This window comes from Paraprevotella sp., from assembly GCF_986071375.1.
The window spans coordinates 16,949-29,553 of record NZ_CFQRNQ010000029.1 but is presented as its reverse complement, the minus strand read 5'-3'; the positions used below and the strand labels follow the sequence as shown (position 1 = coordinate 29,553).

Here is a 12,605-nt window from a genome sequence, read left to right as displayed (position 1 = left end):
CACGACCCCCTGCTCCCAAAGCAGGTGCGCTAACCGGACTGCGCTACACCCCGAGACTTGAGAGAATGTGATTTCTCAAAAGCGATGCAAAGGTACGTCTTTTAGACGACATATCCAAACTAAATACAAAAAAAGTGGCATGCCTCTCAAAAGAAACATGCCATTTTCTGATAAATGCCAGACTAACGGTTTAGAATTTGAAAGGCTGGCTCTTTACGTAGATTTTGTAACCTTTGATGCTTTCGGGCGCTCCCTGTTCCACGCGGGGAAGATATTGGAAACCGCCTAATGTCTGCTCTGCGCCCAAATCCAATACGATGTAATGGGGGAACTTCACGTCTTTATTGGTACTCCAATACGTAGACTCCTGAAGGTCGAAAATCTTATCGGCTGTCTTGTTGCCCGAAGAGATGTCCTCGTCGTCGGCGTATGCCACTGTCCATGGCTCGCGGCTGATGCGCTGCCCCTTGTCGTCGAGCATGTACCATTCTGCGATACAAGCATATTCGCGGTTGTTATGGGAATTCAAGGCTTCGATGCACACGTAACGTCCCGTTACGGGTTGGTCGAACCGGACTTCCTGCCAACCGTTGCCTGCGGCAAACTCACCGGTCTTGCAAGGCGTTTCGCCGGCCAGATTCAGAGTTTGTCCTTCCTTGCGGTGCGTGTTCGGCGCATCGACGTTCAGTTTGTCGATGATAGGTTTGGACAGGCCTTCGACCACGGTTTCCTGCGGACTTACAATGTCTTGTACGATAATCTCGTTCTCGCCCTTCTTCAACCAACATCCGGGCATGTAAAGCGTCTGTTGCGGACCGATTTTCCAGAAGCGTCCGATGGCGTGTCCGTTTACGTAAACCTGTCCTTTGCCCCATGTTTCCAGGTTCAGGAATGTGTCGCCGGTCTTTTTCAGGTTGAAAGTCGCACGGTAGCATCCCGGTACTTTCTGGTCCTTCAGCGGAACATATTTCATGTCCTTCTGTACCTGATAGCTGTCGCTGAGGGTGTAAATCTGCCAGTTTTTCAAGTTGACGGTCACTTGGCTGCCGGTATTCATGGTGTAGCTCAATTCCACTTTTTCCGTAATGCCCTTGAAGTCCTTGATGGCACGGCCGAAGTTGATTCGTCCCATGGCTTCCACAAGGATGTCCAGTTGGTCTCCTTCCTTCATGGCCGGCAGCAACATGGTCTTCTCATGGTTGCGACGGTCGATGGAGCCAATCAGTTTCCCATTGATAAAGACTTGCGCGAAGTCGTGCGCATCCGTTATGGTCAGGATACTTTGTGTCGGTACGGCCGGAGTCTTAGTGCGGTAAAGAATGGAACCCCATCCTTGGTTGAGCGCTTCCATCGTCTGAATGTCCATCGACGCATGAGGTGCAGGGAGGTTCTCAAACAAAGGAGCCACTTCCGTAAACTGTATTTTGGGAACGTTGATTACAGGGAATTCTTTGGGGATGGAGGGTAACTTCTTGTCGCTATACCCCGATAGCATCTCTCGCAATTCCATGTATTTAGGAGTGACTTGTCCGGCCTCGTTGATGGGAGCATCGTAATCGTACGAAGTCACGTCGGGTGAGAATCCGGGGCTGTTGGCACCGGCCCAGTGTCCCCAACTGGTACCTCCGTGCGTCATGTAGAGCGAGAATGAAATGCCTTTGTCCAACATTTCCTTCAGCCCACCGACCATTTCCTTGCTGCCGCGCGTTTCGTGACGCCCGCCCCATTTGTCGAACCATCCGCTCCAGAACTCGGAACACATTTGGGGGGACTCAGGACGCAACTCGCCCAACTTCTTGAATTCGTTTTCGATATTGGCGCCGGTACCGAAGTTCATGGTCCATACCAGATCGTCCAGTCCGTTTTTGGTAAAGTTGGAACTCCAGTCACATTGGAACAAAGTTACTTTGTCGAAACCTGAGTCGCGGATGATGTCGCGAATGGCCGAAACATACGGTTTGTCCTCGCCGTACGACCCGTATTCGTTTTCTACTTGCACCATGATAATCGGTCCGCCTTTTTCAATGGTCAAGTCTCCGATCTGTTCTCCCAGTTTTTTGGCGAAGATGCGGTAACGTTCCATGAAGTACGGGTCTTGTTCTCTCAGACGGATGTCTTTCTTCTTCAACAACCACCAGGGCAGGCCGCCCATTTCCCATTCGGCGCATACGTACGGGCCGGGACGCACGATGACATAAAGTCCGTTTTCTTGTGCCAATCGGATAAATTCCGCCACGTCGTTATTGCCCGTGAAGTCGAACTTGCCTTCTTCCTGTTCGTGTATGTTCCAAAAGACATACAGACAAAGCGTGTTCATTCCCAAAGCCTTGCACATCTTGATGCGCTGTTCCCAATAGGGACGCGGGATGCGGGGATAATGCACTTCGGCGGCTTTGATGATGAAAGGCTTGCCGTTAAGGAGGAATGTCTTGTTTCCTACTCCGAAAGTTTCGGTTTTGGCCGCAGCTTCTGTCGGAGTGAAAAGGAACAATCCGGCCGTAAGCAAGGATGCTTTAAGCACGTGGCTGATACTTCTGTTTAAATTCATCATAGAAATCAGTTATTAATGATATGGTTTCTCAAATTTTGTGGGTTCAAAAATACGACACTTATTTTTTATATACAAGTTTTTGAAGAAAAAGGATAAAATAAGAACGAAAACTTTTATCTAACGTTGAATTCCTCATAAAAAAAGGATAACTTTGCATGTTGAATCTTAATATAAGCAAACAGATATGTTCAGGACAAATACTTGTGGTGAGCTGAGACTTGCGGATGCCGGAAAGACCGTGACGCTGGCCGGGTGGGTGCAGCGTGTGCGTAAGATGGGAGGCATGACTTTCGTCGACTTGCGTGACCGGTATGGCATTACACAATTAGTTTTTAATGAAGAAGTGAATGACGCGCTTTGTGCCCGGGCTAATAAGTTGGGGCGTGAAGATGTGATTCAGATAAAGGGCGAAGTGAACGAGCGTGAGAGTAAGAATAAGAATTTGCCGACAGGGGAGATTGAAATCATCGTGTCGGAACTGGCTGTACTCAATGCTTCCGTTACTCCTCCTTTCACGATCGAAGACAATACGGACGGAGGGGATGATATACGTATGAAGTACCGCTATTTGGATTTGCGCCGTGCTTGCGTGAGGAAAAATCTGGAACTCCGCCATCAGATGACGATGGAGGTTCGCCGTTATCTGGACAGCAAAGGTTTTTTGGAAATAGAAACACCGATGCTGATTGGGTCTACTCCTGAAGGTGCCCGTGATTTTGTGGTGCCTTCCCGCATGAATCCGGGGCAGTTTTATGCGTTGCCGCAAAGCCCGCAGACTTTAAAACAATTGTTGATGGTAGCTGGCATGGACCGTTACTTCCAGATTGTGAAGTGTTTTCGCGATGAAGACTTGCGTGCCGACCGCCAACCGGAATTTACACAGATAGACTGTGAGATGAGTTTCGTGGAGCAGGAGGACGTGATAGCCCTTTTTGAAGGGATGGCCAAACACCTCTTCCGTACGATACGGGGTATAGAACTCACGGAACCGTTCCCCCGCATGCCTTGGAGCGAAGCCATGCGGCTTTACGGTAGCGACAAGCCGGACACGCGTTTCGGTATGGAGTTCGTGGAACTGATGGACGTGTTGAAAGGTACGGGAGAGTTTTCCGTGTTCAATGATGCGTCCTACATCGGAGGTATTTGTGCGCCGGGATGTGCTTCATATACCCGTAAGCAGTTGGATCAACTGACGGACTTCGTGAAGCGCAGTCAAATAGGGGCAAAAGGATTGGTATATGCCCGTGTGCAAGAAGACGGCAGCGTAAAATCCAGTGTGGATAAATTCTATACGCAGGAAGTGTTGTTGCGCTTGAAGGAGGCGATGAAGGCCGTGCCGGGCGATTTGATACTGATAATGAGTGGCGAGGATGCCATGAAGACGCGTAAACAGTTATGTGAATTGCGTTTGGAGATGGGAACTCGTTTGGGATTGCGCGATAAGAACAAATTCTCTTTGTTGTGGGTGGTGGATTTCCCGATGTTCGAATGGAGCGAAGAGGAAGGGCGCTTGATGGCGATGCACCATCCGTTCACGCATCCCAAGGATGAGGATATCCCATTGTTGGATTCCAATCCGGCGGCTGTGCGTGCGGATGCTTACGATATGGTTTGCAATGGAGTTGAAGTAGGAGGGGGGTCCATCCGTATCCACGATCCGGAGCTTCAGGACAAGATGTTCAAGATATTGGGCTTCACGGAAGAACGTGCACAGGAGCAGTTCGGTTTCCTGATGAATGCTTTCAAATACGGTGCGCCTCCTCACGGTGGTTTGGCGTACGGGCTTGACCGTTGGGTAAGTTTGTTTGCCGGACTTGACAGTATCCGCGATTGTATCGCTTTCCCGAAGAATAACAGTGGGCGTGACGTAATGCTGGATGCGCCTTCTTATATAGACCAAAAGCAGTTGGATGAACTGAATTTGGCACTCGATTTAAAAGATTGAGCAAAAGAAGGATATAGAGAAATATTATAGTTATAAAAATGTGCGAGGGATTATTTCCCTCGCATATTTTTATAATATCCATTTCATGATAACGGAAATGGAATTATTCAGAAGGTGCTTCTGTTGTAGAGTGAAGTGGTTTGCTTACCGGAAATAATTTAGTGAATAAAGTAGGGAAAGGGGTCTCGAACTCCATTGGTTCCCCCGTGATGGGATGGTAAAAATTCAGTCGATAGGCATGTAATCCCAACCGTCCTATCGGATCGCTTCCATTGCCGTATTTTGAATCGCCGACTACCGGATGGCCAATATCTTGCATGTGTACACGGATTTGGTTTTTCCGGCCGGTTTCCAATTTCAATTCAACCAACGAATAACGCTCTCTCGCGTCTAACGTATGAAAATGTGTGACGGCATATTTTCCTCCGTTGTCTGTCGGACTGGAGTACGTTACATACGCTTTATTGTCTTTCAACCAAGAAGATATGGTTCCGCCTTCTTTTTCCATCTTCCCACTGACTACGGCCACGTATCTACGGTCTGTCACGATTTCCTGCCAGTGTTCTTCCAAAATCCGTTGTACCTCTATATTTTTTGCATACATCATCAAACCGGATGTGTCGCGGTCCAAACGGTGTACTACGTGGGCTGTGCATTTGAAATGCCGTCGGGTAAAATATTCATCCAATACGGTTTTGATTGAAAATTGTTGTGCAACAGCGGGCATAGAGAGAATGCCTGCACTTTTTTCAATCACAATCAGGTCTTTGTCTTCATATACAATCTTAACGTATTTGTTTTTCAGCTCATTGTTACGCTTATGTTTGCTTACCCGTACAACCATACCGGGTCGCAATTCATAATTATATTGGGAGACCGATTTTTTGTTTACCGTAATGCCATGTCCCGTCAGAATATCTTTGGCTTTATTCCTACTGATTCCGTTCATCGATTCCATAATGAAATCCAATAATAACATGGGTTTATTGACTGTAAACTCTATGTATTTTGATGCTGCATATTGTGCACCGGACTTATTTCTCATCTTTTCTTCTGTTTTTTGCAAAGGTAAGACTATTTTTTCAAATACAGGCCTTGTGGCTGCTTGAATCTTGAGATTTAATACCTAACCGCCATTATGTTTAATAAGAAAGAAGCTTTTTAATCATTCATTCTACTTCGAAAGTTTCTTTCAAAAAAAGGAAAGAAAGCCAAAATCCTCTTCGGCTTTCTTTCCTTTTCTTTATTTCGTGTTTTATTTTGCTGTTTAGAGAAGTTCCAACTGCTTGAATACTTTTGTAAGTTTCTGAATCGCTTCATCCACTTGTTCGTGCGTATGGTTAGCCATCAGGGCAAAACGTACTAAGGTATCCTGAGGCGCACATGCAGGCGGAATCACAGGATTAATGAAAACTCCTTCGTCAAAAGCCAATTTCGTAACCATGAATGTTTTTTCCGTATCACGGACGTATAAAGGAATGATTGGAGATTCTGTGGCACCGATTTCAAATCCTGATGCGCGAAAACGTTTTAAGGCATAATTCGTTACGTTCCATAAATTTTCCAAGCGCTCCGGTTCTTGCTGAAGAATATGCAGGGCTTCTAACGCTGAAGCCGTAGCGGCCGGTGTGGCTGATGCACTGAATATATAGGTACGCGCATTATGCTTTAACCAATTAATGATACTTTTGTCTGCTGCGATAAAACCTCCGATTGAAGCCAAGGACTTGCTAAATGTTCCCATTATCAAGTCTACCTCCTTCGTCAAACCAAAATAATCACATACTCCTCTACCCTGCTTGCCAAAAACACCAAGACCATGAGCCTCGTCTACCATAATGGAAGCGTTATATTTATGTTTCAGGCGCACAATTTCGGGAAGATTAGCTAAATCTCCTTCCATTGAAAAGACTCCGTCTACGATGATTAATTTGATAGCGTCTGGATTACATTTTTGTAATTGCTTCTCCAAATCAGCCATGTCATTGTGCTTGTACTTCAGGTTTTGAGAGAAAGACAAACGTTTGCCATCTACAATAGACGCGTGGTCCCGGTCATCGCAAATAATATAGTCTCCTCGTCCTGTCAAACAAGGGATGACACCGGAGTTGACTGTAAAGCCTGTTGCGAAACAGAGAGCTTCTTCTTTGCCTACAAAAGCCGCCAATTCTTTTTCAAGTTGAACATGTATGTCTAATGTTCCGTTGAGGAATCGTGAACCGGCACAACCGGAACCATATTTACGCATAGCAGCCACGCCAGCTTCTATGACGCGGTCATCGCCCGTCAGACCTGTATAAGCGTTAGAACCAAACATGAGTACGCGATGACCTCCCATGAGGACCTCGGTGCCTTGTTTGCCTTCTATTTCGCGGAAATAAGGGTATATGCCTTCAGCCATGTACTTTTGTGGCTCGTCATATTTAGCTAATTTGTCTTGTAATAAGCCCATTTTAATAAGTTCGTAATTAAAAAACTTTGCAAAGTTAATAAAAACATCTTTTTAAATAGCCTTTAATCATAAAAAATCTTTTTAATGTTCTTGTAAGCCTTAAAGCCAGATGCTGTATTTTTCATTTTTTATCCTTATCTTTGCTTCCGATTTAAGAAGCAATATGGCAAAGAGGAGCATCGTTTTTATTATAAACCCTATATCTGGAACTCAAAGTAAGGACAATATCATAGAACTGATTTCTCAGCATTTGGATCAAGATAAATTCAATTATCAGGTTGTCCGGACTGAATATGCCGGACATGCTACTTTATTGGCACAAGAGCATGTTGAAAAAGGCTGTGATGCGGTTGTGGCTATTGGGGGTGACGGTACGGTCAATGAAATAGCCCGTTCCTTAGTACATACTTCCGTGGCCTTCGGTGTCATTCCTTGTGGCTCGGGAAACGGATTGGCACGTCATTTACGCATTCCCATGGATCCGCTTGGTTCCATTAAGGTGCTTAATCGTTTTGATATCGAGTGTCTGGATTATGGGAAGATAAATGATGTCCCTTTTTTTTGTACATGCGGGGTAGGGTTTGATGCTTTTGTAAGTTCCAAATTCGCTCATTCGGAGAAACGCGGAGTATTGACTTATTTGGAGAACACGCTTCGAGAAGGCTTAAAATATAAGCCGGACACATACGAGATTGAAATAGAAGGAGAAACGTCCAAATACAAGGCCTTTCTGATAGCTTGTGCCAATGCGTCTCAATATGGGAATAATGCATATATCGCTCCTCACGCTTCTATGTCGGACGGACTTATGGATGTAACGATAATGGAGCCTTTTACAGTTCTGGAAGCTCCTCAGATTGCCGTTCAGTTGTTCAATAGGACATTGTTGCAGAATAATAAGATCAAGACATTCCGATGCAAAAACATTCGCATCCATCGTGAACACCCCGGGGTGATTCATTTTGATGGCGATCCCATGTCGGCCGGGACGGATATTGACGTACAATTGATACAAAAAGGCTTGAATATGATTGTGAATACTCAACAAGCCTCAGACACTGCGTTTGGGCGGGTTGTTTCAGAATTATATGACGAACTGATTTCTTTGAGTATAAGCGTACGTAATCGAAATATCCGGCGTATAGACAGCTTTAACAAAGAAGTCATGAGACGCCTGAAATTATAATCAAAAATGTATGTAATATTCTTCTGTGAGCTTTTTGTATTCTTCCGTGTAAATACCATTTCTGTCTCTGACCATGAGCCGTGTGGTTTGAGGGTAAGGCGTATTTCCTTTTTTAAAGCTCAATAAGGCTCTTTTCGGCATACTCTCAGGCAAACTGTGTAACATGCATCTTTTGTGGAGATTGAGCCCCCTCTCCCACGCCATTTGTATGAAAGCATCGGCTGACGATGCAGGGAGGACGACGTTGAAACAAGCTCCGTCGTTCAACCATGTATATGCGTTAGCGATGAGTGCATCGAAAGGAAGAGCGTCACTATGGCGTGCATAGTTACGTTTTTCTCCAGGGCATTGCAGTGAATTCGTGAAAAACGGCGGGTTACATGTTATCAGGTCAAACTTTTTCTGAGGAATGTAAGTGAGGGCATTTTTTACTTCAAAATGCAGACGTTGTGACCAAGGTGTCTTTTTCCCGTTATCTGTGGCTTGGTTTACTGCTTCCTCGTCTATGTCTATTCCTATGATGTATGCGTTGCACTTTTGAGCTAACATGATGGCTATCAATCCGGAACCTGTGCCGATGTCGAGGATATATTTGGAATCGGGACAAACTTCCGTCCATGCGCCCAGCAGTACTCCATCCGTACCAACCTTCATGGCACATTTGTCGTGATAAATTGTGAACTTCTTAAAGTCGAAATGAGTTTTTGCCATAAAATTCGGGTGTAATCTTAGAGTCTATCCTTCGTTTTGCTTGCAAAAGTAGCAAATATTTGTTATTTCCACTGTATATCATACGTAGAGTACACTCTTTTTTTGTATCTTTGCCACGTTTTGTGAAAAAAGTTTTGTTCACTAAATCATTTAAGATTTTTAATATGCATATTGACGATAATCAGAATCCATTTTCATTGGTTGCAGATTTTGAAGGAGATGAATCCAGTGTTTTCGACGTGGAAATGGAGGCCACATTACCGATTTTGCCGTTGCGCAACATGGTGTTATTCCCAGGTGTGGTGATGCCTGTGGCAGTGGGACGGAAGTCTTCTCTTCGTTTGGCGAAAGCCGCAGATAAAAATAAATTGAACATCGGCGTAGTTTGTCAGTTGAGTCCGGAGACAGAGAATCCGGGGTTTGATGATTTGTATCACATCGGGACGATGGCAAAGATTATTCGTATTCTTGAATTGCCAGACCGTTCTACCACTGTCATCTTACAAGGTATGAGCCGTTTCGATTTGAAAGGTATTGTGTCCGACAAGCCTTATCTTACCGGTATGGTAGAGAAATTAGAAGACACGCTCCCTTCGAAGAATAACAAAGAGTTCGAAATCTTGGCGGAAGCTTGTCGCGAACGTACGGTGCAGTACATTCAGATGAGTGACCAAATGCCGAAGGAATCCATGTTCGCGGTGAAAAACGTGAGCAACAATATGTTTTTGGTAAATTTTGTATGCGCCAATTTCCCATTCCCTATTGTCCGCAAGATGGAGTTGTTGAGAGAGGGGGCACTGGATTTGCGTACGGTCAACTTGCTCAAGTTGTTGAACAAGGAAATCCAATATTCTGAACTTCGGGCCGAAATCCAACGTAAGACCCGGGAAGATTTGGACATGCAACAACGTGAGTACTTTTTGCAACAACAAATCAAAAACATACAGGATGAACTCGGCGGTACGCCGCAGGATCAGGACTTGCATGATTTACGTACTCAGGCCAAAAAAAAGAAATGGCCGGAAGACGTTGCCAAGACATTCAATCGGGAAGTGGACAAACTTGAACGTTTGAATCCCCAAAGTCCGGATTATAACGTCCAACTCAATTATTTGCAAACAATGTTGAGCCTGCCTTGGCAGACCTATACGGAAGATAATTTAAATTTGAAGAATGCCGAAAGAGTTTTGAACAAAGACCATTACGGCTTGGAGAAAGTAAAAGAACGCATATTGGAGCATCTGGCCGTTTTGCAATTAAGAGGCGACCAAAAATCTCCGATAATCTGTTTGTACGGTCCTCCGGGTGTCGGCAAGACATCTTTGGGTAAAAGTATCGCCTCTGCCTTAAAGCGGAAATACATCCGCATGTCTTTGGGTGGATTGCATGACGAGGCTGAAATCCGGGGACACCGCCGCACGTATATCGGAGCTATGCCCGGGCGCATTATAAAAAGTATGATAAAGGCAGGTTCATCCAATCCGGTGTTCATCTTGGACGAGATAGACAAGGTGACGCAGAATACGGTGAATGGCGACCCCTCTTCTGCCTTGTTGGAAGTGCTCGACCCGGAACAGAACAGTGCTTTCCATGATAATTTTCTGGATGTAGACTACGATTTGTCCAAGGTCATGTTTATTGCGACTGCGAATAATATTGGTACTATACCCCGCCCCTTGCTCGACCGCATGGAACTGATAGAAGTGAGCGGCTATATTACGGAAGAGAAGGTAGAGATTGCTAAACGTCATTTGGTGCCCAAGGAAAAGGAAAACAATGGTTTGGCCGACCGGTCGGAAATCAAAATCAGCAAGCCGGCATTGGAGTACATTATAGAGAACTACACCCGTGAGTCCGGCGTGCGAGGATTGGAAAAACAAATAAATAAGGTGTTCCGTAAGATGGCATTGGAATACGCTCGAAACGGTATTTTTTCTTGTACGGACGTGAAAGTGGCCGATGTGGAACGCTTGTTGGGCAAACCTTTATATACTCGCGACAAATACCAGGGCAATGGCTATGCCGGTGTGGTAACCGGATTGGCATGGACTTCCGTAGGGGGAGAAATCCTCTTTATAGAGACGAGCCTGAGCAAGGGAAAAGGTAGCAAGTTGACGCTCACAGGAAATTTGGGCGACGTAATGAAAGAGTCGGCGGTTTTGGCATTGGAATATATCAAAGCGCATGCTGACCATTTGCATATTGATGCGCGGATTTTCGACCTATGGAATATCCATGTGCACGTGCCTGAAGGAGCCGTACCTAAAGACGGACCGTCGGCCGGTATTACCATGGCTACTTCCATCGCTTCGGCATTGACCCAACGTAAGGTCCGCCCGAATCTGGCTATGACCGGTGAGATAACGTTACGTGGAAAAGTGCTGCCCGTAGGAGGCATCAAGGAGAAAATCCTGGCAGCAAAACGTGCAGGCATCAAAGATATCGTCATGTGTGAGGAAAACCGCAAGAACATAGAGGAAATTCCGGAAATGTATCTCAAAGGGCTGTCGTTCCATTATGTGAATGATGTGTCCGAGGTCTTGAATTTTGCTTTGTTGGATGAAAAAGTAACCAATGCCATCGAGTTTACTTTCGATGAGCCTAAGAACGAAACGAAATGAAGTTTGAACTCCAACATACAGATTCCCTTACGTCGGCTCGGGCCGGGGTGTTGACCACAGACCATGGCTTGATAGAGACGCCTGTTTTCATGCCGGTGGGTACGGTGGGCTCGGTCAAAGCCGTCCATCCGTGGGAATTGAAGGAAGACATCAAGGCGCAAATCATTTTGGGAAATACTTATCATTTGTACTTGCGGCCTGGTATTAATGTCCTGGAAAAAGCCGGTGGGTTGCACAAGTTCAACGGTTTTGACCGCCCTATCCTGACCGACAGCGGAGGCTTCCAAGTCTTTTCGTTGACCGGTATCCGTAAATTGCGTGAGGAAGGGTGCGAATTCCGTTCGCACATCGACGGTTCAAAACATATTTTCACCCCCGAGAAGGTCATGGACATTGAGCGTGCCATCGGGGCAGACATCATGATGGCATTCGACGAATGTCCACCGGGCACATCCGACTACGCATACGCGAAAAAAAGTTTGGGGCTGACCCACCGTTGGTTGGACCGCTGTATTCGTCGTTTCAATGAGACAGAACCCCGATACGGTTACCAACAATCACTTTTTCCCATCGTGCAAGGCTGCACTTATAAGGACTTGCGTATCCAATCGGCCGAGTTCGTGGCATCGAAGGAGGCCGATGGCAATGCCATTGGCGGATTGGCTGTGGGCGAACCGGCGGAAGTGATGTACGAAATGATAGAGGTGGTCAACGGGATCTTGCCGAAAGACAAGCCTCGTTATCTTATGGGGGTCGGTACACCGGTGAATATTCTTGAAGGCATAGAGCGTGGAGTAGACATGTTCGACTGCGTGATGCCTACGCGTAACGGGCGCAATGCCATGCTGTTCACACAGAATGGTATTATGAACCTGCGTAATAAGAAATGGGAAGACGACTTTTCGCCTTTGGATCCAGACGGGACTTCTTACGTAGACAAGGCATATAGCAAAGCCTACCTGCATCATCTTTTCAAAGCTCAGGAATTGTTGGCACTGCAAATCGCCTCCATCCATAATCTTGCTTTTTATCTGTGGCTGACACGCGAGGCGCGACGCCATATCATAGTCGGGGACTTCTCTTCTTGGAAAGCCTTGATGGTAAAAAGGGTGGCCGCACGGCTATAATTAAAGAAGTAC

General features: G+C 45.8%; 8 protein-coding genes. 4 read left to right on the top strand and 4 right to left on the bottom strand.

From position 1 onward, the window contains the following. Positions 1–190: 190 nt before the first annotated feature. On the bottom strand, positions 191–2,551 hold the full coding sequence (locus tag AC5RDV_RS12540; RefSeq protein WP_282747868.1) for a beta-galactosidase: 2,361 nt from the start codon (positions 2,549–2,551) through the stop codon (positions 191–193). 184 nt (positions 2,552–2,735) lie between these two features. On the opposite strand from AC5RDV_RS12540, the gene aspS reads away from it, so the two are divergent. Next, the gene (gene aspS, locus AC5RDV_RS12535) at positions 2,736–4,496 is read left to right on the top strand and encodes an aspartate--tRNA ligase (protein WP_282747867.1); all 1,761 of its coding nucleotides are present in this window, start codon (positions 2,736–2,738) and stop codon (positions 4,494–4,496) included. 103 nt (positions 4,497–4,599) lie between these two features. On the opposite strand, the gene AC5RDV_RS12530 is transcribed toward aspS, so the two are convergent. Both AC5RDV_RS12530 and spt read right to left on the bottom strand, forming a co-directional pair. After that, on the bottom strand, positions 4,600–5,541 hold the full coding sequence (locus AC5RDV_RS12530) for an RluA family pseudouridine synthase (protein WP_282747866.1): 942 nt from the start codon (positions 5,539–5,541) through the stop codon (positions 4,600–4,602). A 222-nt stretch (positions 5,542–5,763) separates the two neighbouring features. After that, positions 5,764–6,948, bottom strand: a complete 1,185-nt coding sequence (spt, locus tag AC5RDV_RS12525) for a serine palmitoyltransferase (RefSeq protein ID WP_130892910.1) — start codon at positions 6,946–6,948, stop codon at positions 5,764–5,766. 163 nt (positions 6,949–7,111) lie between these two features. On the opposite strand from spt, the gene AC5RDV_RS12520 reads away from it, so the two are divergent. Beyond that, positions 7,112–8,134 (top strand): diacylglycerol/lipid kinase family protein, encoded by a 1,023-nt coding sequence (locus tag AC5RDV_RS12520; RefSeq protein ID WP_040603113.1) that lies wholly within the window; start codon positions 7,112–7,114, stop codon positions 8,132–8,134. On the opposite strand, the gene AC5RDV_RS12515 is transcribed toward AC5RDV_RS12520, so the two are convergent. Beyond that, entirely contained in the window at positions 8,135–8,845 is a 711-nt protein-coding gene (locus AC5RDV_RS12515) for a tRNA1(Val) (adenine(37)-N6)-methyltransferase (RefSeq protein ID WP_282747865.1), read from the bottom strand. Positions 8,846–9,009: 164 nt separating this feature from the next. Between AC5RDV_RS12515 and lon the strand changes: the two genes are divergently transcribed. Both lon and tgt read left to right on the top strand, forming a co-directional pair. Then, positions 9,010–11,466: an endopeptidase La gene (lon, locus tag AC5RDV_RS12510; protein ID WP_282747864.1), complete on the top strand. Its 2,457-nt coding sequence runs from the start codon at positions 9,010–9,012 to the stop codon at positions 11,464–11,466. Next, the gene (gene tgt, locus AC5RDV_RS12505; protein ID WP_008629107.1) at positions 11,463–12,593 is read left to right on the top strand and encodes a tRNA guanosine(34) transglycosylase Tgt; all 1,131 of its coding nucleotides are present in this window, start codon (positions 11,463–11,465) and stop codon (positions 12,591–12,593) included. The genes lon and tgt overlap by 4 nt, the downstream gene beginning before the upstream one ends. Positions 12,594–12,605: the final 12 nt, after the last annotated feature.